This is a genomic window from Sphingomonas sp., assembly GCF_017304615.1.
In the GTDB taxonomy this organism is placed as follows: domain Bacteria; phylum Pseudomonadota; class Alphaproteobacteria; order Sphingomonadales; family Sphingomonadaceae; genus Sphingomonas.
On the sequence record NZ_JAFKLZ010000001.1, the window covers coordinates 1,355,455 to 1,378,663 of the forward strand.

A 23,209-nucleotide genomic window follows, 5' to 3' on the forward strand; every position below is an offset into this window, starting at 1 on the left:
CAGAATCACAAGCGCGTCGCGGGCCACCCCGGGGTCGGCCCGTCGCGAGGACACAAGGAAGAACGATGCCTCTCTATCTCAACGACGAACAAGCGATGCTGCGCGACACGGCGAAGGATTTCGTCGCCGAACATGCACCCGTCAAACACCTGCGGAACCTGCGCGACGCCAACGACCAGACCGGGTTCAGCCGCGATCTGTGGAAATCGTTCGCAGAAATGGGCTTCACCGGCATCCTGATCGGCGAGGACGATGGCGGCCTCGGCCTCGGCCATGTCGAAGCGGGCGTGGTGCTGGAGGAGATCGGCCGCAACCTGTCGCCCTCCCCTTTCCTCACGACCGCGGTCGCGGCGGTCGAGGCGCTGAAGGGCACCGCGCAGGCGGCGAAATATTTCCCGGGCATCATTTCGGGCGAAACCGTCGCGGCGCTGGCGATCGACGAACAGGCCAAATTCCGCGATTCGGTCGCATTGAAAGCCGAACGCTCGGGCAACGGGTTCAAGCTGTCGGGCAGGAAGCAGTTCGTCAGCCATGGCCATGTCGCGGACCTGATCATCGTCGCGGCGCGCACCGCCGGGTCGGCCAATGACGAGAATGGCGTCACGCTGTTCGCCGTCGAAAAGGGCGCTGCCGGCCTGACCGCCGAAGCCGAACGCCTGGCCGATTCGTCGCTCGCCGCCCGGCTGGAGTTCGACGGAGTCGAGGTCACGGCGGATGCGGTGATCGGCGAGGTCGATGCCGGGCGTGATCCGCTCAACCGCCTGCTCCGCGCGGGCCGCACCGGCGCATCGGCCGAACTGCTCGGCGTCGGCGGCGGCGCGATGGACATGACGGTCGACTATCTCAAGCAGCGCAAGCAATTCGGCGTCGTGATCGGCACCTTCCAGGCGCTCCAGCATCGGGCCGCGCATCTCTATGCGGAAATGGAGGTCGCCCGCGCCGCGACGCTGCGCGCGCAGCAATTGCTCGACGCAGGATCGGACCGCGCCGACGAGGCCGTGTCGGTCGCCAAGGCACAGGCGGGCCTCGCGACGACGCTCGCGGTGCAGGAAGGCGTACAGATGTTCGGCGGGATCGGCATGACCGACGAGTTCGACATCGGCCTCTACATGAAGCGCCAGCGCGTGCTCGCGGAAACCTTCGGCGATGCCAACTTCCATGCCGACAAATTGGCGCGTAACGCCGGTTATTGATGGCCGAAGACGATCCCGAACGCCCCGCGCGAACCCCCGAGCAATTGGTCGCGGGGCTCGTCGCCCTGCTCGACGTCGAGGAACTCGACACCGATCTCTATCGCGGAATGAGGCTGCCCGGCGGGCGCGGGCGCGTGTTCGGCGGCCAGGTGATCGGCCAGGCGCTCCAGGCGGCGCAGCGTTCCGCCGAGGACAAGAGCGCCCATTCGCTCCACGCCTATTTCATGCGCGCCGGCGACGATGCGCTGCCGATCGTCTATCGCGTGGTGCGCGATTTCGACGGCAAGAGTTTCGCCACGCGGCGCGTGATCGCGACGCAGAACGGCCAGCCGATCCTCAACATGGCGGCGAGTTTTCAGGTCGCGGAGGACGGGCTCCACCATCAGGACGCTTTCCCCGCCGACATCCCGCCGCCGGAGACTCTCAAGTCCGAGGCGGAGCTGAGGGTCGAAGCGGCGGAGCATTTGCCCGAGGAGCATCGCAAGCGCTTCCTAAACTGGAAAAGCCCGATCGACGTCCGCCCGCTCCACCCGCGCAACTGGTTCTCCCCGACCAAGCGCGATCCGGTCACCTATAGCTGGATCAAGGCGCTGGCCCCGCTCGGCGACGACCCGGCGACCCACCGCGCGATCCTGGCCTATGCGAGCGACATGGGACTGATGGCGACGAGCATGATGCCGCACGGGGTGAACTGGATGACTCCGGGTATGCAGACCGCGAGCCTCGACCATTCGATGTGGTTCCACGAGGATTTCCGCGCGGACGAGTGGCTTCTCTACGCCATGGACAGCCCATGGGCCGGGCATGGCCGCGGCATGAACCGGGGCAGCGTCTTCACCCGCGACGGCAGGCTGGTCGCCAGCGTCGCGCAGGAAGGGCTGATCCGGAAGCGCGAGCCGCGTTTGTAGCGCTTACGGGCTTTTGGCCTTGTTATTGTCGCTGACGGCGATGATCACGCCACCCGCGACGATCGCGAGCGCCAGCACCGCTGGGACTATCGCACTGCCGCCCAGCTTGTTCGACTTCGCGCTCGGGCTCGATGCGCGCACCGACTTACCAACCGATAGCGACGCCGCAGGGTTGGCGGGTGCGGCCAAGGCGGGGGCTGCGGTCATCGACAGCGCGGCAACCGCCACGGCCAGGTTCTGAAGACGCATTACTAACTCCTTGAAATCCCATTGTCGGGAACCGCGTCAACTGAGTGCACGCGACCCCGTTCCCCGCCGCGCGACGAAGCGATGGGATTGCCGGGTCGGGCTACTTTTCAGTCGGCGTCATCACGTAACCCACCCGCTAGACGCAGCCGACATAGCCCGATTGGACGGCGCGAGGCGTGCGGAAGTGATGATATTGACCGCCGCCATGCCGAAATCGGCGGCAGGCTCCGCGGCGAGAACGCGAATATTGCCAGTCGCTGCCCACGGCGCGGCATCGAAGGCTATTATCGCCCAGCCCTCGATCCCACGCTTCCGGTAATTGTCCGGATACCTCAACACCGGCTGGACCGCCCATTCGAGGTCAACCGGGCAAGTCGCGCCGTCAGGGCGGAAGCTCTGCTCTTCGGGCGCGGCGGGCGCTGGAAGCGGCTGCGCGGCCTTCCGATAGGGGTAAAGACACCCGGTTCGCTTCCCGCCCGAAAAGCGCGACCTAGCTACTGCGTCCCGTCCCGCCTGGTCGAGCGCGGCGTCGTTTGTCCCCGTAAGGGTGCGGATGCCGGTCGGCTTGCCGGCTGCGTCGATGTCGAGCTTCACCATGCTCCACTGCAACCGCCCGACGCTGCCCTTCAGCTTGGCGAAATCGGGATAGCCGCGCAGCAATGAGGAGGGCGCGGGGTTTAGGCAATCGGAATTAGCCGGCTTGATGCGATCGATCGCTTCGCGCGACGGTCGCGAATCGATCGACGCGCTGAGCAGATCGGCGACATCGGCCATCGCGATCGGCGTGCGCGTGGCGACATAGGTGACTTGGCAATCGCGGTGCGGCACCCCGGCCGCAAACCCGCTGGCGGCGAGCTCCCTGGCAAGATCGTCGGCGTTGGGCGTATAGCTCGCGCCAACCCGGCGGATGTCAATCGGCCGTCCGTCAGCCGCCACCGTGAAATCGATCGTGACGCGCGACTGCGACCCCATCTGCATCCAGCCGAAACTCGGGCGCAGAACGAATATTGCGGCGTTCGGCAAATCGGCGCCGACGCAGCGAACGGTCTCCGCGTTCCAGACTACCAGGGCCGCCGGATTGAGCGGCGCGGGCGGGATGGCGATTACGGGGCGCTCGGCCGCCCTGACCTACGCGCTGGCGACGGAAGGAAGGAAAGCGGCCGCTACGGCCAGAATAGCGAGAGTTTTCATGGTGATGATCGTGCATCGCCAGCACAGATCCGGCAATCAGAATCAGATCGGCTGGCCGTCATCGCTTTCATTGAGTTTCAGGGCGCGGTCGGTTATGCCGATCGCGCCGAACTGCGCGCGCCATTCTGCCCTGTGGGGCGTCTGAAAATGGGCATCGAGCGCGGCACGGTCGCGCCAGCGCTCACTGACATGGATGATGCACGGGTCGAGCACGTCCTGCGCGTAGTTATAGGCGAGGCACCCATCCTCCGCCCGGCTGCCCGCCAGCATTTTCGCCATCGCCGGGCGTGCAATATCGAGCGCGCCATCCGGGATGCGCACGGTGCCCATGATGATCAGCATCAGACCGCCGTACGCCCATATTCCTGCTTGGTCACCGGGTGGCTCGACGACAGGCCGCCATCGACCGCGATCGCCTGGCCGTTGACGTAGCTGGCCGCATCGCTGGCCAGGAACGCGGCAACCTCCGCCAGTTCCTCGGGCTGCGCGCCACGGCGCAAGGGATTGAGGCGACCTACGCGGTCCATCTTCCCTGCGTCGCGCGCATAGTCGAAAGTCGGCTTGGTCATGCCGGTTTCGGTCAGGCCGGGGCAGATCGCGTTAACGCGGACGTTCGACCCCGAAAGCTGCTGCGCCGACACTTGCGCCAGGTTGATGACGCCCGCCTTCGACGCCGAATAGGCCGGCGACCCCGCGCCCGATCGGATTCCCGCGACGCTGGCGGTCAGCACGATCGCGCCGCCGCCGCGCTCGGCGATCCTGGGCGCTGCATGCTTGATCGCCAGATACGGGCCGATCAGGTTCACGCGCAGCACTTCGGTGATCAGCGCGACGTCGGTGTCGAAGATATTCGCCATCCCGCCCGATATCCCGGCATTGGCGAAGATGATGTCGAGCCCGCCGAAGCGATCAACCGCAAGCTGGACGGTGCGGATCACGTCCTCTTCCAGCCCCGCGTCCATCTGGATCGCGACTGCCGTGCCACCGGCATCGGTGATCAGCTTCGCCGTCGCATCGGCACCGTCGGTCTTGTCGGCAACCACGACCTTGCCACCTTCGCGCGCGAACAGCATCGCAGTGGCGCGGCCGATGCCCGATCCGGCGCCGGTGACGATGATCGACTTATTCTCAAATCTTGCCATTCAATCCTCCGTCATGCCGGGCTTGTCCCGGCATCCACCGGGCGGCTAGGTCCAGCCTTCGAATTTCTTGCTCCACGCTCGCGGCATGGTGGATCCCGGCACAAGGCCGGGATGACGGCCACTCTAGATCGTCACCCCTCCATCCATCACGATAGTCTGCCCGGTGGTGAACGCCGCCGCCTTCGACGCCAGGAACACGACGCCGCCGGCAATATCCTCCGGGTCGCCGATGCGGCGGAGCGGCACGCTCTGGTTCGCCGCCTTGATGCGCTCCGGGTCTTCCCACAGCGCCCGGGCGAAGTCGGTCTTCACCAGCCCCGGCGCGATGCAGTTCACGCGGACATTATCCGGCCCGTATTCGTGCGCGAGATTGCGTGCGAGCTGCATGTCGGCGGCCTTGGAAATGCAGTAGGCGCCGATCGCGGTCGATCCGCGCAAGCCGCCGATCGACGAGATGATGATGATCGACCCATCGCGCCGCGCGCGCATCTCAGGCGCTACCATGCCGATCAGCCAGTGGTTCGACACGATGTTGTTGTCGAGGATCTTGCGGAACTGTTCGTCGCTGATGCCCGCCTGCGGCCCGTAATAGGGATTGGACGCGGCGTTGCAGACCAGCACGTCGATCTGCCCGAACGTCGCGCGAGTCTGGTCGACCAGGTTCTGCAGCGCGGCCTTGTCGGAGATGTTCGCGGCGACGGCGATCGCGGTGCCCTCGCCGAATTTCGCGTTGATCTCCGCCGCGACCCCGTCGCACGCATCCTGCTTGCGGCTGGAGATCACGACCTTCGCGCCATGCTCGGCGAGTTCGAACGCGCTCGCCTTGCCGATTCCCTTGGTCGAACCGGTGATGATCGCGACCTTGCCGGTCAGGTCGAACAGCGACATTGCCCTCTCCCTCTTGTCGTTCAGGCGCCCGCCTTTTGCGCGAATGCCCACGCCGCGTCGGCGAGCCGATAGACGCCCGCCGCCGACTTTTCGGCCTGCGCGGACGAGGCGGTGCCTTCGACGATGCGTTTCTTGATGCCCTGGACGATGCCCGTCAGCCGGAACAGATTGTAGGCGAAATACCAGTTGAGGTCGGGCAGCCCGTCGCGCCCGGTCGCCGCGCAATATCGCGCGACCATGTCCTCGATCGTCGGGATGCCGCTATCGCCGCCCGCCACGCCCATCACCCCCGACCGGCCCTCCGGAGCGGTCACCCAGCTCATCAGGAAATAACTGAAGTCAGCCAGCGGATCGCCGAGCGTCGACAGTTCCCAGTCGAGCAGCGCGATGACGCGGTTCTCGGTCTTGTGGAACATCATGTTGTCGATGCGGTAATCGCCATGGACAACCGACGTGCGCGTCTGCTCGGGGATCGTGAGCGGCAGATATTCGATCAGGCTCTCGACCGCGGGCATATGCTCGGTTTCGGCGAGCTTGTACTGCTTGGTCCAGCGCGCGACCTGGCGCTCGAAATAATTGCCCGGCTTGCCGTAATCGCCCAGCCCCGCCGCGACGTGATCGGTGTTGTGGAGCGCGGCGAGCGTGTCGCACATCGCGTTGTAGATTCCAGTGCGCTCGGTGAGTGTGTAATCGGGCAGCGTCCCGTCCCAAAGATTGCGGCCGTCGGCGAACCCCATGACGTAAAAATCGGTGCCGATCACCGCCGGGTCGGTGCACAGGCCATAAGGCCGCGCGACCGGGAAGCCGGTCGGGTACAGGCCGGCGATCACCTTATACTCGCGATCGACGGCATGCGCCGAGGGCAGCAGGTTACCGAACGGCTTGCGGCGCAGGACGTAGTCACCCGACGCGGCACTCAGTTTGTAGGTCGGGTTGGACTGGCCACCGGAAAATTTGGTGTAGCCGAGCGGCGCGGCGAACCCCTCGACATTTGCTTTCATCCAAGCCGTAAGCTTGCCGAGGTCGAGCGCATTCTTCTCGTCGACTTCGATGGTTTTGGGTGCGTCGTCGGGGTGCGCCGCCATCATGCGAACTCGATCACCGATCGCGCGGCGTCGCCCTTGCGCAGTTCGTCGAACGCGTGGTTGATCTTGTCGAGCGGCATCCGCTCGGCGATGATCGTGTCGAGATCGAGCAGCCCGCGCAGGTAGAAATCGACCAGCCGCGGAATATCGACCGGGAAGCGGTTGCCGCCCATCAGCGCGCCCTGCAGCTTCTTCGACGCCAGCAGATCGAGCGCCGACAGCCCGACCTTGCTGCCGAGCGGCATCATGCCCAGGATCGTCGCGGTGCCGCCGCGGCGCAGCACCTTGACCGCGGTGTCCGCCGACGCCTCGCGCCCGACCGCCTCGATCGCGTGATGGACACCGCCCTTGGTCAGCTCGACCACTTCGCCGACCGCATTCTCCGCCGTCGCGTCATAGCTGTGCGTCGCGCCAAGCTTCTCCGCCAGCGCGCGCTTCTCCGGCACCGGGTCGAGCGCGATGATCTTGCCCGCGCCGGCAATCTTCGCGGCGTTGACCGCGGCAAGTCCGATCCCGCCGCAGCCGACTACACACACCGTCTCGCCTGGTGTCACCGGACTCGAGTTGAAGACCGCGCCTGCCCCCGTCGTCACCGCGCATCCAAGCAACGCCGCGCGGTCGAGCGGCATGTCCGGATCGATCGCAACACAGGCATGCTCGTGGACCAGCATCATCTCCGCATAGGCCGACAGGTTGAGCATCTGGTGGACCGGCTCGCCGTTCAGGGTCAGCCGCGGCGCCGCGCCCTTCTGGCGGCGCACCTCGGCCGAAATGCACAGCGACATGCGCCCCGATACACAGAACTCGCAATGCCCGCAGAACGCCGACAAGCAGGTAACGACCGCGTCGCCGACCTTGACCGTGCGGACTTCGTCGCCGACCGCCTCGACGATCCCCGCCGCTTCGTGCCCCGGAATGGCCGGCAGCGGCGTTGGATACGCGCCATCGACGAAATGCAGGTCCGACCGGCAAACCCCACACGCCGCGGTACGGATCAGCACTTCGTGCGAGCCGGGCTTGGCAACCTCGACATCACAGATTTCGAGCGGCTTCTTCGCTTCGAACAGAACGGCTGCCTTCAACATTCACTCCTAACGTCCGTTCGCCCAGAGCTTGTCGAAGGGCGTATACTCTCACCGTGCTTCGACAGGTTCAGCACGAACTGTGGAAAGGTTCAGCGCGAAACCCCGATGTCCCCGCTCGACATGGTGTCGGCCTTGTATTCGGCATATTTGCCGAACTCGTTACGGGCGATCGCGCGGTTGTGGACCTCGTCCGGCCCGTCGGCGAAGCGCAACGTCCGCATCGCTGCCCATTGATGCGCCAGCGGGAAATCGTCCGACACGCCCCCGCCGCCGTGCGCCTGGATCGCGTCGTCGAGAATCTGCAGCGCCATGTTCGGCGCCTGCACCTTGATCATCGCGATTTCCAGCTGGGCGGACTTGTTGCCGGCCTTGTCCATCATGTCGGCCGCCTTGAGGCAGAGCAGACGCGTCATCTCGATGTCGATGCGACCGCGAGCGATCCGCTGTTCCCAGATCGAATGATCGGCGATGCGCTTTCCGAACGCGACGCGCGACAGGAGCCGCTTGGCCATCGCCTCGATCGCGGTCTCCGCCGTGCCGATCGTGCGCATGCAGTGATGGATGCGGCCCGGCCCGAGGCGCCCCTGCGCAATTTCGAACCCGCGGCCTTCCCCGAGCAAGATGTTCTCGACCGGCACGCGGACATTCTCGAGCAGCACCTGGCCGTGGCCGTGCGGCGCATGGTCATAGCCATAGACCGACAGCATCCGCTCGATCTTTACGCCGGGCGCGTCCATCGGGACCAGGATCTGGCTCTGCTGCGCGTGACGCTTGGCATCGGGGTTGGTCTTGCCCATCACGATCGCGACCGCGCAGCGCGGATCGCCCACCCCCGACGACCACCATTTGCGGCCGTTGATGACATAATGGTCGCCGTCGCGGACCATGCTCGTCTCGATGTTCGTCGCGTCCGACGACGCCACCGCCGGCTCGGTCATCAGGAAGGCGGAGCGAATATCGCCGTTCATCAGCGGCCGCAGCCACCGCTCCTTCTGCTCGCGCGTACCGTAGCGATGGAAAACCTCCATGTTGCCGGTGTCGGGCGCCGAACAGTTGAAGCACTCCGACGCCCAGCCGATCTTGCCCATTTCCTCTGCGCATAATGCATATTCGAGGTTGGTGAGCTGCGTTCCTTCGAACTCGAACGTGTCGTCAACATGCTGCTGCCCGGAATACGGCGGCATGAAGAAATTCCACAGGCCCTGCGCCTTCGCGAGGGCCTTCACCTCCTCAATCACCGGTAAAACCTTCCAGCGCTCACCCTCGTGGCTCTGTTCGTGATAGAGGTGGTTGCGGGGCGCGATTTCCTTGTCGATGAACGCCTTCACCCGGTCCCGGAAATAGGTCTCGCGGTCGCTCAATGTGAAGTCCATCGTATTGCTCTCCTGTGGCTGTCGGAGAATCGGCTAGACCATACCGCGTTTTCGGTAAAGCCGTTGAATGCGCTGTCCGCGACAAGCGGAATGATTCGAAAATAGGTCAGTTCTGTGACGGAAAACCGCTGGTTATGCGGCATGAAGCTGATAAGCTCCGTCAATGGGGCAAAGCGATACCGCAGAACTGGACGACACGACGGGGACCAAGCGTTTCCGCGCGAAACGCAACGCGATCCTGGCGGCGGCGTCGGAGGCGATCAACGAACAGAGCGCGAAGGGCATGACCTTCGCCGACGTCGCGCGGCGGGTCGGACTCAATACCACCAGCGTGACCTATTATTTCAAGCGAAAGGAGGATCTGGCGCAGGCGTGTTTCGAACACACGCTGCTGACCCTTGGCGACATGCTCGACGAGGCGCAGGCCGAACCGACGCCGGAAGCGCGCGTGGCCAAATACCTGTCGCTCAACATGGGCCGCTACGCACGCATCCGCGAAGATCAGGAACGCGCGCTGGCCGGCCTGAGCGACTTGCGGGCGATGGAGGAGCCGATGCTCGGCCGGTTGATGGCCGGCTGGCGCGACGTGTTCCGGCGCACGCGCGCCTTGTGGGACGATCACGGCGATCGGCGGCAAAAGGACCTGAACGGCGCGCGCGCGCACGCTTTGCTTGAAAACACCTTCTGGATTCCCGTCTGGATCAACCGGTACGACATTGACCAGTTCGACCGCGTCGAGGCGCGGTTGATGGACATGTTCCGCCACGGCATTGCGATGCCCGGCGCGACATGGGCGCCGGCGATGCTGAACGTCGAACATCAGGACGCCGAACCGGGGCGCGAGGCATTCCTGCGCGCGGCGACGCGGCTGATCAACGAACTCGGCTATCGCGGCGCTTCGGTGCAGAAGATCGCGTCCGAACTCAACGTGACGAAGGGCAGCTTCTACCACCATCTCGACGCCAAGGACGACCTCGTCATCGAATGCTACAAACGCAGCTTCGACACGATCATCGAAACGCAGCAAGCGGGCGAAGCGGCGGGCGGCGACTGGTGGCACAAATTGTCGAGCGTAATCGCGACGCTGCTCGACGTGCAATTCTCGGAACGCGGGCCGCTGCTGCGCACGACCGCGCTGACCGGGCTGCCGCGCAAGGTGCGCCAGGCGATGATCGACCGGTCGGACCGGATCGCGCGGCGCTATGCCGGCATGCTTTCGGACGGCGCGGCCGAAGGGTCGATCCGCCCGGTCGATGCGCTGATCGTCAGCCAGTCGCTAATGGCGCTGCAGAACGCGGCGTTCGACATGCGCAAATGGGCCAGCTCGATGCCGCGCGACCGCGCGGTCGCGATGTACGCCTCGACGCTGGCGTTCGGCATGTTTGATGATCGGGCCGCTGGCTAGCGACGCGCGCTGGCCCGCTTTAGCAACACCCCTGCCCGCCAATAATGGAAGATCGCCCACGGCGTGATCGCAGCGAAGGTGAACATCGCGTAGCGCAGCGATTCCGTCCCATACGTCGGCTTCAGCACATCGCTGATCGCACCCACCGCCACCGGTCCCAGCCCCAGCCCGATCATGTTGTTGATCAGCAGCGTGATCGCCGCCCAGGTCGCGCGCAGCCGTACTGGCGCTTCCGACTGGATCAACGAGAATGTCGCGCCGAGATAGGCGGTGGAAAACAGGATCGCGACGAAATAGGCGGTCACCGCGAATTGCGTGGTCGATGCAAGGTAGAAGGTAATCGTGAATGGCAGCGCGATCGACTTAAGCACCGCGACCATCCATGCCTGCGCATACAGTCCCCTCGAGCGCGTTAGCTGGTCGGCCAGCCGCCCACTCGCCACCGCGGCGAAGCCGAGGATGACAGCCGCCATGGGCGCGATCTTGAGCGCGATGTCGAGTTTGGTGAGGCCGAACGATCGCATCAGATAAGCGGGACCAAACGCCGTGTGGCCGTATCCGATCATTGATGTCAGCGTGAACCCGGCAATGACATGTAGCGCGGCACGGTTGCTGAACAGCGTTGCGAACCCGTCGGCCACAGTCGGCTTGGCATCTTCCATCGCGACCTGCGCGTCGGACATACCTCGCTTCGGCTCGGGTACGACCAGCCAGATGATCAGCGCGAGCAGCAATCCCGGCAGGCCGATCACATACATCGCGACGCGCCAGCCATAGTGGGTCGCGACGACGCCGCCGATGATCGTCCCGAACGCGGCGCCAAGCCCCACGCCGAGTGAATAGATCGACAGCGCCGACGCGCGTTTTTCGGGCGGGTAGAGGTCGGCGATGATCGAATGGCTGGGCGGGCTCGACCCCGCCTCGCCGATCCCGACGCCGATCCGCGCGCCGAGCAACTGCCAGAAATTCTGCGCCAAGCCACCCAGCGCGGTGAACGCGCTCCACACCGCAAGCGCGATCGCGATGATCCGCACGCGGTTGCTGCGGTCCGCCAGCCAAGCCACCGGAATGCCGAGCCCGGCATAGAAGATCGCAAACGCCAGACCGCCCAGCATCGCCATCTGCGCGTCGCTCAGGTGCAGGTCGCGGATGATGTCTTCGTTGAGGATCGCGAGGATCTGGCGATCCATATAGCTGAAGAAATAAGCGAGCGTCAGCAGCAGGACAGTCAGCGCACGGCGCTTCGCGGCAAAGGTCGCCTGGACTTCGGGAAGGCTGGTCGGAGAGGACACGGGCGCGACCTCGCTGCTCGGCTATGAAGTGACGGCCCCGCCACGCCCGAAAGGCGCGACGGGGGTATTCGTCAGAACTTGCCGCGCAACGTCACGCCGTAGGTCCGCGGCTCGGCAAGGAACGCGGAGAAGATCTGCGCCCCACCTGGATAAGCGCGATCGGGGGTGAACGTCGCATTGGCCCCGCCCGCCTGGAACGGTGAGCTGAACGCCACCTGCGTGTATTTGGCGTTGAGCACATTCTGCGCCCAGAACTCGAGCGACCAGCGGCTGTCCGCGCCGCGCAAGCCAACGCGCGCGTTCATCACGAAGAACGAATCCTGTTCCTTCTGCGGGAACAGGTCCGACCCCGTGTTGTAATCGCTCGTCAGGCGGCCATCGACATAGAACAACGCGCTCAGACCGGTGCCGCCGATCGGCGGAGTCCACGACACGCCCATCGTCGTCACCGTCTCCGGCGCGTTCGACAGATTGTCGCCCGGCAACATGCGCAGCGCCGCGTCGAGCGGCGCGCCCGCCGAATTGCCCACCAGATTCTTGCGGTAACTCGTATCGGCATAGGTGAAGCCGGCATTGACCGTCAGGTAACGGGTCGGATTGAGCACCGCCTCCAGTTCGACGCCCTGCGACTTCACGCCGGGGATAACCTTCCCGGTGCACGCGCCGGTGGCGGAGCTGGTGTCCATGTCCGCGCCGCCCAGGCTGCTCGAGCAAGCATCGATATTCTGGACAAGAAAGACCGAACCGTTGAACGTGTTCAGCTGGAAATTGCTGAACAGCTGGCGAAACGCCGCGACATTCAGGCTGAACCCGCGCGACGAGTATTTCAGGCCGATTTCGAAGGCGGTGTTGATTTCCTTGTCGAACTGCAGGTTGTTGACCAGTGCTTGCGCGCCGCCCGCCGCCGCAAAGGTCGTGGTGGGCAGGCCGCCGACGATCTGGATCGGATTCTTCAGCGCCGAGCGATCGAGGTTGAAGCCCCCCGCCTTATAGCCACGCGCATAGCTGGCGTAAGCGAGCAACCGCGGCGTGACCTTGTACGACAGGATCCCGGTCCCGGTCAGCTCGTTCTCCGACCGCTTGCTGTTGATCGACACGCCATTGAGTTCGGCGGTCGAATTGCCCTGGCAGCTCAGGCTGATCAGGCCGCCAGCGACGGCGGATAGCGCTGCGTTGGTCAGGAATGGCGTCAACGCGGTCTGCTGCGCCTGGCAGAGCGTGTTGTTGTTGCCAAAGGACGCATTCAGCTTCTTGGTCTCGTGCGTCCAGCGCAACCCGACGGTCAGCTTCAGCCCCGGCGCGATCTCGAAGATGTTGTGCGTGAAGAACGCATAGTTGCTGCTGTTCTGGTCATAGACCGACCGCGTGTCGCCGACATTGTTGATCTGATCGAGCCGGTCGAACGCCGCCAGGATCGTCGGGCCCGCCGCGCCGAACGCCCCGGACACGGTCGGACGCAGCGTGGTGCGGATACAGCCCGACGCGGTTGGATCGAACGCGAAGGCTAGACCGCCGCCATTGATGATGCGGCAACTGGCGAACCGGCCATATTGCGATCCGAATTTCAGGTTATCGCGGACCTCCAGATCCTCGTTCGCGTAATAGGCGCCGACGAGCCAGTCGAGCTTGCCGCCGAACGCTTCGCCCTGCAGCCGCAATTCCTGCGAGAAGGTCTTGAACTGGCGTGCGCCTGCATCCTTGCCCGGCGCACGATAGAGGATGTCGACATAGCTATAATCGGTGTCGGACGCCTGGTAGTTCTCATAGCCGCGATAGGCGGTGATCGAGGTCAGCTTCGCGCCGCCGCCAAGCTCCAGGTCGATCTGGCCCGACACGCCCCAATCGGTCGTCGTGCCCGCCGAACTGCGGCCCGGCGACAGATAGACGTTGCGCGAATAGGGATTGCTGAACGCGGCGGTCGGCTCGCCCAAGGCAGTCAGCACCGGAATGATCGAGTTGGCGGTCGTCAGCAGGTTGCGGTTCGCCGGCGCCACCGTCTGGTCGATATAGACCGCGGTGCAGCACGCTTCGTTACGATGGGTATAGTCGCCGATCAGGCGCACCGACAGGCTGCTCGACGGTTCGTACAGCAACTGGCCGCGCACGAAATAACGGTCGCGGTTGTTGATCCTCGTCCCGTCGGTCACGTTCTTGTAGAAACCGTCGCGCGATACATAGACGCCATCGACTCGCGCCGCGAGCGTCTCGCCCAGCGGCACGTTCACGTTTCCGGCGACTCGCCAGTAATTGTAGTTGCCGTAGGTGACTTCGCCCCCCGCGCCGAAATCGAACGCCGGCTTCTTCGAATAGATGCTGATGATACCGGCCGAGGCATTGCGGCCGAACAGCGTACCCTGCGGCCCGCGCAGTACCTCGATCCGGTCGATGTCGCCCAGTTCGTTGAGACCGATGCCCGACCGCGAGCGATACACCCCATCAACGAACACGGCGACCGAGCTTTCCAGTCCGGGATTGTCGCCGACCGTGCCGATACCGCGAAGGCGCGCCGATCCGTTCGATTCATTGCCGGTGGACGACACGAGCAGCGACGGCGCGATCTGGTTGAGCGCGCGGATATCGGTCGCGCCCGATTTGGCGAGGGTGTCGGCGTTGACCGCAGACACCGCAACCGGCACATCCGACAATTGCTGGCTGCGTCCCTGCGCCGTGATGACGATGTCGTTGCTTCTGTCGTCCTCCGGGCTTAGGGGCGCCGGAGCGGGCGTCGTGGGTGTTGTCTGTGCGGCGGCCGGCAAGGCGGCGGCGATTGCAACGGCGGACAGCGCGCAGGCGCACAGCAAGCGTGTCTTGGTCATCATTCTCTCCCCATCGGGCTGGCGCGCCTTAAGACGCCATACCCGGACCTCGAATAGGCACGCCCATTGATGGCGCGTCAAGCGCGCATCGCGTTGCAAATCGCCATCTTTACGCGCGTGTGACGAGAATGACGCACTTGATCCAGCCCGGACCGGACCAAACCCGATACCGGAATCCGGTCACCAATGCTGTCGTATCGGGCGCTGTTTCAATAGCCGTTGAGCGCCGCGAACCGATCCCGCAGGTAGGACGTATTGCCCCACATCGCCTCGAGCACGCGCATCCGCTTCAGGTAGAATCCCGCGTCGTACTCGTCGGTCATGCCGATCCCGCCGTGAAGCTGGATCATCTCACGGCTCATCAGATGCCCGACCTCGTTGGCCTTGGCCTTGGCGAGGATCGCCGCCTGACGCGTATCGCCGCCACTGTCGATCGCGGCGAGGCCAGCCTCGACCGCCGAGCGCATCAATTCGATGTCGCTATAGAGGTTCGCCATGCGGTGCTGCAGCGCCTGGAAGGTCGCTAGCACCTGGCCGAACTGGACGCGCTGCTTGAGATAGGCAAGCGTCGTCTCGAACGCCTGCCCCGCCATGCCGAGCATCTCCGCCGCCGCCAAGACACGGGCGCGATCCAGCGCCTTGCCAAGCAGATCGTCGGCACCGCCGGCCAATTTGTCGGCATCCGCGCCATCAAACGTCACGTCGGCATGGCTACGGAAATCGGTCAGACGCCGCCGCGACCGCGACACGCCCGCCGCGTCGCCCGCGACGAGATATAGGCCGTCGGCTGCCGCGACTACGAACAGTCCGGCGCTGTCCCCTTCCGCGACGAACGCCTTCGTCCCGCTGAGCTTGCCGCCCGACGCACTGGTCTTAATGTTCGCGGGATCGTGGCGCGGCCCCTCATCGACTGCCAGCGCCGCGACGATCTCACCGCTCGCGATGCCGGGCAGCCACTTCGTCTTCTGCTCGTCGCTCCCGCCCAGGATGATCGCCGACGCCGCGGCCGCAGATGCCGCCAGCGGGCTGGCGGTCAGCGTCTTGCCGAGTTCCTCGATCACCAGCCCTAGGCTCAGCCAGCCGAAATCGCTGCCGCCATGCGCTTCGGGAATGACGATCCCCGACCAGCCCATCTGCGCCATTTCGCCATAGACCGACGCGTCGAACCCAGCCGCGTCGTCGGCGTCGCGCACCTTGCGCCACGCGGTGACTGGGCTTTCGTTCGACGTCCACTCGCGCGCCATGTCGCGCAGCATCGTCTGTTCTTCGCTGAGTACGGCCATCTGAAAAATCTTTCGTAAATCATTGCGCAGGCGCGATTACTGGTGGTCGAGCATCCCCAGGATGCGCTTGGCGATGATGTTGTTCTGGACCTCGGTCGAACCGCCGTAGATCGTCGTCGCCTTGCCGAAGAGCCAGGCGCGGACTTGATGCAGCTCATCGGCGGAGAAGCCCTCGCCTTCCCAGCCCAGCCCCTGCAGCCCCTCGATCTCGATGATCAATTCCGACCGTTCCTGGCCCAGCTTGGTTCCGACCGTCTTGAGGATCGACGACACTTCGCTGACCCCGCCGACCGCCTTCGATTCCGCCATCACGCGCATCGCGGTGAGCTGGAACGCGCGCCAGTCCATTTCCCATTTGGTGATCCGCGCGCGCAGATCGCGGTCGGCGATCTTGCCCTCCTCCTCGCCGACGAACTTTTTGGCGAGATCGGCCAGGCTCGGCCCAGACATCTGCAGCCGCGATCCGCCGCCCGACAAATTGGTGCGCTCGTGCTGGAGCAGACGCTTGCCGATCGTCCAGCCCTGCCCTTCCTGACCGACCAGATTTTCCTTCGGCACCTTCACGTCGGTGAAGAACGTCTCGCAGAACGGCGACATGCCGCTGATCATCTTGATCGGCTTCACCTCGACGCCGGGCGCGGTCATGTCGATCAGGAGGAAGCTGATCCCCTTGTGCTTGTCCGACTTGTCGGTCCGCACCAGGCAGAAGCACTTGTCCGCCCACTGCCCGCCAGAGGTCCAGGTCTTCTGACCGTTGACGAGGTAATGGTCGCCCTTGTCCTCGGCGAAGGTCTGAAGGTTGGCGAGGTCCGACCCGGCATTGGGTTCCGAATAGCCCTGGCACCAGCGGATCTCGCCGCGCGCGATCGGCGGGATGTGCTCGTTCTTCTGCGCTTCGTTGCCATATTCGAGCAGGGTCGGGCCGAACATCATCACGCCCATCCCGCCGATCGGGTTCCACGCCCCGACCCGCGCCATTTCGTCGGCGAGCACGCGTGCCTGCGCCTTAGTAAGGCCGCCGCCGCCATATTCCTTCGGCCAGGTCGGCGTGCCCCACCCGCGATCCCCCATCGCGACGCGCCAGGCGGTCATTTCGGGCGTTTCGTCGGTTGGCCCCTCGACGCTCGCGAGCGCGTTGCCCTTGCCCTTCAGCGAGGGCGGGAAATTCGCGGCGAGGAAATCGCGCACCTCGGCGCGGAAATCGTCGAGCGCGTCCTTGGGCCGGTCGATTTCGGCGGCGGTCGCCATGGCAATCCTTTCCTTTTCACCGAATCTGAATATCGGGTATGGTGGCGGTGTGACACAAACCTCCCCAGACGAAAAGCCCCTCGCCGCCCGCGTCCGGACCGCGCTGGAATCCGTAGCGGAACCCGCGCGAGCGCCGGCGATGCAGGCATATATGAAATCGGCGATGCCCTATCTCGGCGTCGCGACGACTCCGCGGCGCCAGGCGCTTAAGGTGGTGTTCGCCGGCCTCGACTGGCCCGACAGAGCATCTTGGCAAGCCGATGTCCTCGCAATCTGGCGCAACGCCGAGTTTCGCGAGGAGCGCTACGCCGCCCTCGAGTTGACGGGGGTCAAGGCAGCACGCCGCTTCCAGACGATCGACGCGCTGCCGTTATATGAGGAGATGATCGTCACCGGGGCGTGGTGGGATTTTGTCGACGAAATCGCCGGGAATCGGTTGTGGGGACTGCTCCAGAACGATCGCACCGCGACGACTCGCACGATGCTCGCATGGTCGACCGACGCCGACATGTGGAAGCGCCGCAGTTCTATCCTCTGCCAGCTTCACGCCAAGACCGCGACCGACCTCGATTTGCTCTATGCCTGTATCGAACCGTCGCTCGTCTCGCGCGAATTCTTCTTGCGCAAGGCGATCGGCTGGGCCTTGCGCCAATATGCCTGGACCGATCCGGACGAAGTCGCGCGGTACGTTGCGGCGAACGAACGACGCCTCAGCGGCCTCAGCAAGCGCGAGGCGCTGAAGAACGCGGGCAAGCGGCGCGGCAAATAAACGCCCGTCATTTCCGCGAAAGCGGGGGGGGGTAACGGCTGGTGTTGGGACCGGCGACACTTTCCGCTGTCCTACAGGCCGCCACCTGTGACACATTCGCCGCGGATCGACCGTTCGGTGCGCGGTTGGCCGCAATTCGGCGCGTACGTCCCGTGTCTTTCGTGACCTTCGGGCGATTCGGCGGGGGACCATGATGACGTTCGAGAATCGCGCGATCCCGATCGCGCTGGCGGCGGTGCTGATCGACACGATCGGGTTCGGCATCATCATGCCGATTTTACCGCAGCTCATCACGCAGCTCGGTCATATCGACCTTGAACAGGCCACGCGCGTCGCGGGGTACATGCTCGTCGTGTTCTCGGTGATGCAGTTCTTCGCGGGGCCGGTGCTCGGCAATCTGAGTGACCGGTTCGGGCGGCGACCGATCCTGATGACGTCGATGCTGTGCTTCGGGATCGACTATGCGCTGATGGCCTGGGCACCGACGCTCGCGTGGCTGTTCCTGGGCCGCGCCATCGCGGGCGCGGCGGGCGCGGTCTATGGCCCCGCCGGATCGGTGATCGCCGACGTGACGCCCCCCGACAAACGCGGGGCGGCGTTCGGGCTGATCAGCTTGGCGTTCGGCGTCGGGTTCGTCGTCGGCCCCGCGCTCGGTGGCTTGCTGGGGGCGTTCGGCGTGCGCGCGCCCTTCATGGCGGCAGCGGCGCTGGCGCTGATCAACGCGGCGACGATGTACTTCCTGTTGCCGGAAACGCTCAAGCTGGAGAATCGCCGCCCCTTCAGTCTGCGCGACGCGCACATCGTCGGCGCGTTCCGGCCGCTGTTCCATGCCGGCAACGCCGCGCCGCTGCTGCTCGCCTGGTTCCTCTGGCAGCTCAGCCATATGGTCTATCCGGCGACCTGGTCGTTCTGGGCGGCGATCAGACTAGGGTGGGACGCAAAGGCGATCGGCTGGAGCCTTGCGTTCGTCGGCGTCATCATGGCGTGCGTCCAGGGTGGGCTGACCGGCCCGGTCATCAAGCGGTTCGGCGAGCGCCGGGCGATCGTGTTCGGCATGATCTCCGCTGCGACCGCCTTCTGCCTGTTCGCGTTCGCGACGGCCGGTTGGCAAGCCTATGTGCTGATGGCGATCAGCGCGTTTCAGGGTTTCGTCTTCCCCGCCTTCAACGGCCTGTTGTCACGGATGGTCGACGCCAAGCATCAGGGTGCGCTGCAGGGCGGCATCGGCAGCATGGGCAGCGTATCGTCCATCCTCGGGCCGCTGCTGCTGACTCAAGCGCTGGCGACCGGGGTCGACCACGGATTCGCCGGCGCTAACTTCCTGCTCGCGGCCCTGTTGGCGACCGCGGCGCTGGTCATCGTGGCGTGGAAGGTGCTCGACCGCGTACCGGGCAAAGCGGAGGCGCCGGCCTAGGCTTCCTTTCCCGGCCGCCGCGTCATTGCCATGTCCAGGTGCCCGCCGGCGTCGATCATCGTCACCTCGCCGGTGATCGCACGGCTGATCGGATCCAGCAGGTGAACGATCGGCCCGGCCACATCGTCCGGCCCGGCCGCAAAGCCCATCGGCACGCGGCTGGCGATGTTCCGGTTGAGCTTCTCGAACCCCTCCGCGCCCAGCCGTTTCTCGAACCAGCCGGTGCCGACATAGCCCGGCGCGACGGCATTGACCCTGATCTTCGGCGCCAGCACACGGGCGAGGCTTTTGGTCATCGTGATCAACGCGCCCTTCGACGCGGCATAGGCGACCGACGACCCCATACCGAACAGCCCGGCGACGCTCGCGACGTTGACGACCGCGGAGGCATCCTGTTCCCGCATCGCCGCGGCGCAAGCCCGCACCATCTGGAATGCGGCGACCGTGTTGAGGCGATAGATGTCGACGAAATCCTCGGCGTCCAGCGCATCGAGATCCTCGTGGTTGGCGAACTTGGTCCGGCCGGCATTGTTGATCAGGAAATCGATCCGCCCGAACGCGTCCGTCGCCGCCTGCGCTAGCGCCCGGCACGCGCAATCCTCCACGATGTCCGCCTGCACCGCGATCGATCCGTTGGCCGCCGACGCGGCAACGGCTTCCGCATCGTCACGGCTCGACGCATAATTGACCACGCACCGCACGCCGCGTTCGGCGAGCATCCGCACCAAGCTTGCGCCGATCCCGGTCCCGCCCCCGGTCACGATCGCGACGCGGCCCTCGAAACCCGCGCTCATGCCGCGGCGCTCGGACGCGCCGACACGCGCGCGTGCCAGGCCTTCAGGTGCGGCATGTCGTCGGCGATGGGAATGCCGATGAACCCCGCGAAATCGACGATCGTCAGCAAGCATATATCGGCCATCGTAAAGGCCTCCGTCGCCAGGAATTCGCGCCCGTCGAGATGCTTGTCGATGAAGCGCATCGCCTCATCCACGCGGGGGCGATTGCTCTCGCCGAACTCGGTGAATTGCTTGAGCAACCGCGCGGTCAGCGGATGCGTGTGCACCCAGATCATCGCCAGCGGCGAACCGAAGCGCAGTTCGACTCGCCGGATCCACATATCGACCGTGGCAATGCTCAGCGCGTCGGTCCCGAACATCGGCGGATCGGGATTGAGCGCATCGAAATAACGGCAGATCGAGACAGTTTCGGTCAGCACCATTCCCTCGTCCAGCTTGAGCGCAGGCACCTGTCCCAGCGGGTTGACCGCCAGAAACGCCTCCGACCGCAGCTCGCCGGTCATGATCGAGATGTCGGTCATCGGCACCTCGATGCCCTTCTCCGCCAGAAAGATGCGGACCCGGCGCGGATTGGGCGCCGGGTTGGGCGCGTTGTAGAACAGCATCTGATCCCCTCAATTCCCGTTTTCGAATTTCGCGTATGGCATTTGGACGAGCCTTCGCCTAGCGGAACGCGCATGAGCGCCGCCGACCTTCTCGCCAGCGATTTCGCTACTCTGCCTGCCATCCTGCAGGCGCATGCACAGGAACAAGGCGACAAGATCGCGGTCGCGGATGCCAGTGCGACATTGACCTATGCCCAACTCGACACGTTGATGAACCGGATCGCCGGGGCGTTGCAGCGGGACGGCGTGGCACAGGGCCAGTCGGTCGCGATCATCGCTTCCGCGTCGGTCGAATATGCCGCGATTTTCCTTGGCGCGCTCCGCGCTGGATGCGTCGCCGCGCCGCTCGCCCCGTCCTCGACGCCTGAAGCGCTCGCGGCGATGATCGGGGATTGCGGCGCGCCGGTCGTGTTCGTCGATGGCGAGAACGCCGCTGCGATCGCCGGTCAGCACACCTCTGCAAAGCAGGTTCGGCTCGACACCCCGGAATTTTACGACTGGCTCGCCGCGGAAGACGCTCACCCCGCCCCCGTTACGATCCGCCCGGAGGATGGCTTCAACATCATCTATTCGTCTGGCACCACCGGGACGCCCAAGGGGATCGTCCAGAGCCACGCCATGCGATGGGCGCATATCGGACGCAATTCGGCGGGCGGGTATGGCGACGCGGTGACGATGACCTCGACGCCGCTCTATTCCAACACAACGCTCGTCAGCTTCCTACCGACGCTCGGCTGGGGCGGGACAGTCGTGCTGATGAAGAAATTCGATGCGCGCGCTTTCCTCGAACTCGCCGAACGGCACCGCGCCACCCATGCGATGCTGGTTCCGGTGCAATATCAGCGGATCATGGCGCTGCCCGATTTCGACCGTTTCGACCTGTCGAGCTTCCGCCTCAAGACATCGACCAGCGCACCGTTCTCGGCCGCGCTCAAGGCGGATGTGCTCAAGCGCTGGCCGGGCATGCTCGTCGAATTCTACGGCATGACCGAAGGGGGCGCGACGACCGGGCTCAACGCGACCGAGCATCCCGACAAGCTCCACACTGTCGGCCAGCCGCTGCCGGGCCACGATATGCGGCTGATCGACGAGAACGGCCATGAAGTGCCGCAGGGCGAAACAGGCGAGGTCGTCGGCCGGTCGCCCGCGATGATGACCGGCTATCACGGCCGCGAGAAAGCCACCGCCGATGCCGAATGGTACGACAGCGACGGCAACCGCTTCATCCGCCACGGCGACATCGGCCGGTTCGACGAGGATGGCTTCCTGATCCTGATGGACCGCAAGAAGGACCTGATCATCTCGGGTGGGTTCAACATCTATCCGGTCGATCTGGAGGCCGTGCTGAAACAGCATCCCGCGGTGCAGGAATGCACCGTGATCGGCGTTTCGTCAGAGGCATGGGGTGAGACGCCGGTCGGGTTCTACGTGCCCAACACCAGCATCGCGACCAGCAGCGCCGAGATCATGAGCTGGACCAACGCCCAGCTCGGCAAGACCCAGCGGCTGTCGGCGCTACACGCGATCGATGAACTGCCGCGCAGCGCGATCGGCAAGGTGCTCAAGCGCGAACTGCGCGACCGGCTGGCGAAGGAAAACGCATGACCTCGATCGGCGAGATCCTGGCCGCGTCGACGCCGATCGAGGGTGGCTTTCGCGCGACCATTCCCGACAATTGGCTGCAAGGTCGCACCGCCTATGGCGGGCTGTCGAGCGCGCTTGCGCTCCACGCCGCGCAATTGCTGGAGGCCGATCTGCCGCCGCTGCGGTCGGCGCAGGTCGCCTTTATCGGACCGCTCGCGGGCGAGGTTAGCGTGGTCGCGACGAAGCTGCGCCGTGGCCGCACCGCCGCTTTCATCCAGGCCGACATCACGTCGGACGCGGGTTTGGGTTTCCGCGCGACCTTCGTGTTCATGGCGCCGCAGGAATCGCGCGTCGACCTGGACGACACCGTGGGAAGCAAGCATCGCCCGCCACCGCCGGGCACGGAACTCTATGTCGGCCCGCCAAATTTCTTCACCGGCAATTTCGAATTTTTCGACCTGAAGGATGAAACGCAGGGGGCTTCGTGGTTGCGATGGGCGCGACTGCGTGCGCGGGACGGGCTCGACCCGCTGGTCGAGCTGATGGCGATCGGCGACGCCCTACCGCCCGCCGCGTTCAGATTGTTCGGCAAGAACCCGGTGCCGTTGTCGTCGCTGACCTGGATCCTCAACCTGTTGACCCCGACGCCGGCGACGCGCGACGGCTGGTGGCTGCTCAACGCGACGACCGACCATGCCCGGCACGGCAGTTCGAGCCAGTCGATGACGATCTGGAACGCCGATGGCGAACGCATCGCCGACGCGATGCAGAGCGTTGCAATCTTTGGATAGAGCCGTCCGCGACGATGAGGCCGTCTATCGAACGGATTTGCGGCAAGAGCTGCCGCCGCACGACAAATTGCGACAATTTCGGCATGGACTG

21 protein-coding genes are annotated in these 23,209 nt (G+C 65.0%); 7 read left to right on the forward strand and 14 right to left on the reverse strand.

The window, feature by feature from the left end:
* The first annotated feature begins 65 nt into the window (after positions 1-65).
* Both J0J06_RS06830 and J0J06_RS06835 read left to right on the forward strand, forming a co-directional pair.
* Positions 66-1,193, forward strand: coding sequence for an acyl-CoA dehydrogenase (locus J0J06_RS06830; RefSeq protein WP_294040558.1), 1,128 nt, complete (start codon positions 66-68; stop codon positions 1,191-1,193).
* Entirely contained in the window at positions 1,193-2,101 is a 909-nt protein-coding gene (locus J0J06_RS06835; RefSeq protein WP_294040559.1) for an acyl-CoA thioesterase II, read from the forward strand. The genes J0J06_RS06830 and J0J06_RS06835 overlap by 1 nt, the downstream gene beginning before the upstream one ends.
* Positions 2,102-2,104: 3 nt before the next feature.
* Here J0J06_RS06835 and J0J06_RS06840 read toward each other — a convergent pair whose 3' ends face one another.
* The 8 genes from J0J06_RS06840 to J0J06_RS06875 all read right to left on the reverse strand — a co-directional run bounded on the left by J0J06_RS06840 (position 2,105) and on the right by J0J06_RS06875 (position 9,114).
* A complete protein-coding gene (locus J0J06_RS06840; protein ID WP_294040560.1) occupies positions 2,105-2,350 on the reverse strand; it encodes a hypothetical protein in 246 nt (81 codons plus the stop codon).
* Positions 2,351-2,470: 120 nt separating this feature from the next.
* Positions 2,471-3,373: an energy transducer TonB gene (locus J0J06_RS06845; protein ID WP_294040561.1), complete on the reverse strand. Its 903-nt coding sequence runs from the start codon at positions 3,371-3,373 to the stop codon at positions 2,471-2,473.
* A gap of 210 nt (positions 3,374-3,583) precedes the next feature.
* Entirely contained in the window at positions 3,584-3,883 is a 300-nt protein-coding gene (locus tag J0J06_RS06850) for a putative quinol monooxygenase (RefSeq protein ID WP_294040562.1), read from the reverse strand.
* Positions 3,883-4,683, reverse strand: coding sequence for an SDR family oxidoreductase (locus tag J0J06_RS06855; RefSeq protein ID WP_294040563.1), 801 nt, complete (start codon positions 4,681-4,683; stop codon positions 3,883-3,885). The genes J0J06_RS06850 and J0J06_RS06855 overlap by 1 nt, the downstream gene beginning before the upstream one ends.
* A gap of 123 nt (positions 4,684-4,806) precedes the next feature.
* On the reverse strand, positions 4,807-5,571 hold the full coding sequence (locus J0J06_RS06860; RefSeq protein WP_294040564.1) for an SDR family oxidoreductase: 765 nt from the start codon (positions 5,569-5,571) through the stop codon (positions 4,807-4,809).
* A gap of 20 nt (positions 5,572-5,591) precedes the next feature.
* Positions 5,592-6,659 carry a phosphotransferase family protein gene (locus J0J06_RS06865; RefSeq protein ID WP_294040565.1) on the reverse strand — a complete coding sequence of 356 codons (1,068 nt, stop codon included), beginning with the start codon at positions 6,657-6,659 and terminating at the stop codon, positions 5,592-5,594.
* Positions 6,656-7,741, reverse strand: a complete 1,086-nt coding sequence (locus tag J0J06_RS06870) for a Zn-dependent alcohol dehydrogenase (protein WP_294040566.1) — start codon at positions 7,739-7,741, stop codon at positions 6,656-6,658. The genes J0J06_RS06865 and J0J06_RS06870 overlap by 4 nt, the downstream gene beginning before the upstream one ends.
* 89 nt (positions 7,742-7,830) lie before the next feature.
* Positions 7,831-9,114 (reverse strand): acyl-CoA dehydrogenase family protein, encoded by a 1,284-nt coding sequence (locus J0J06_RS06875; RefSeq protein ID WP_294040567.1) that lies wholly within the window; start codon positions 9,112-9,114, stop codon positions 7,831-7,833.
* Between the two features lie 163 nt (positions 9,115-9,277).
* On the opposite strand from J0J06_RS06875, the gene J0J06_RS06880 reads away from it, so the two are divergent.
* Positions 9,278-10,519, forward strand: coding sequence for a TetR/AcrR family transcriptional regulator (locus J0J06_RS06880; RefSeq protein ID WP_294040568.1), 1,242 nt, complete (start codon positions 9,278-9,280; stop codon positions 10,517-10,519).
* On the opposite strand, the gene J0J06_RS06885 is transcribed toward J0J06_RS06880, so the two are convergent.
* From J0J06_RS06885 to J0J06_RS06900, 4 genes are all read right to left on the reverse strand, one after another.
* Positions 10,516-11,811, reverse strand: coding sequence for an MFS transporter (locus tag J0J06_RS06885; protein WP_294040569.1), 1,296 nt, complete (start codon positions 11,809-11,811; stop codon positions 10,516-10,518). The two genes, J0J06_RS06880 and J0J06_RS06885, sit on opposite strands and share 4 nt — an antisense overlap.
* Before the next feature lie 71 nt (positions 11,812-11,882).
* Positions 11,883-14,627: a TonB-dependent receptor gene (locus J0J06_RS06890; protein ID WP_294040862.1), complete on the reverse strand. Its 2,745-nt coding sequence runs from the start codon at positions 14,625-14,627 to the stop codon at positions 11,883-11,885.
* A 209-nt stretch (positions 14,628-14,836) separates the two neighbouring features.
* Positions 14,837-15,910: an acyl-CoA dehydrogenase family protein gene (locus tag J0J06_RS06895; RefSeq protein ID WP_294040570.1), complete on the reverse strand. Its 1,074-nt coding sequence runs from the start codon at positions 15,908-15,910 to the stop codon at positions 14,837-14,839.
* Positions 15,911-15,946: 36 nt separating this feature from the next.
* Positions 15,947-17,158, reverse strand: coding sequence for an acyl-CoA dehydrogenase family protein (locus tag J0J06_RS06900; RefSeq protein WP_294040571.1), 1,212 nt, complete (start codon positions 17,156-17,158; stop codon positions 15,947-15,949).
* Between the two features lie 49 nt (positions 17,159-17,207).
* On the opposite strand from J0J06_RS06900, the gene J0J06_RS06905 reads away from it, so the two are divergent.
* Together J0J06_RS06905 and J0J06_RS06910 are read left to right on the forward strand one after the other, a co-directional pair.
* Positions 17,208-17,927, forward strand: a complete 720-nt coding sequence (locus tag J0J06_RS06905; protein WP_294040572.1) for a DNA alkylation repair protein — start codon at positions 17,208-17,210, stop codon at positions 17,925-17,927.
* Between the two features lie 190 nt (positions 17,928-18,117).
* On the forward strand, positions 18,118-19,341 hold the full coding sequence (locus tag J0J06_RS06910) for an MFS transporter (RefSeq protein ID WP_294040573.1): 1,224 nt from the start codon (positions 18,118-18,120) through the stop codon (positions 19,339-19,341).
* On the opposite strand, the gene J0J06_RS06915 is transcribed toward J0J06_RS06910, so the two are convergent.
* Complete coding sequence (locus J0J06_RS06915; protein ID WP_294040574.1) at positions 19,338-20,135, reverse strand: SDR family oxidoreductase; 798 nt, start codon at positions 20,133-20,135, stop codon at positions 19,338-19,340. The genes J0J06_RS06910 and J0J06_RS06915 overlap by 4 nt on opposite strands.
* The gene (locus J0J06_RS06920) at positions 20,132-20,743 is read right to left on the reverse strand and encodes a glutathione S-transferase family protein (protein ID WP_294040575.1); all 612 of its coding nucleotides are present in this window, start codon (positions 20,741-20,743) and stop codon (positions 20,132-20,134) included. The genes J0J06_RS06915 and J0J06_RS06920 overlap by 4 nt, the downstream gene beginning before the upstream one ends.
* A 72-nt stretch (positions 20,744-20,815) precedes the next feature.
* Here J0J06_RS06920 and J0J06_RS06925 point away from each other — a divergent pair, with 72 nt between their 5' ends.
* Entirely contained in the window at positions 20,816-22,348 is a 1,533-nt protein-coding gene (locus J0J06_RS06925; RefSeq protein ID WP_294040576.1) for a class I adenylate-forming enzyme family protein, read from the forward strand.
* Complete coding sequence (locus J0J06_RS06930) at positions 22,345-23,118, forward strand: thioesterase family protein (protein ID WP_294040577.1); 774 nt, start codon at positions 22,345-22,347, stop codon at positions 23,116-23,118. The genes J0J06_RS06925 and J0J06_RS06930 overlap by 4 nt, the downstream gene beginning before the upstream one ends.
* The last annotated feature ends 91 nt before the right edge of the window (positions 23,119-23,209 follow it).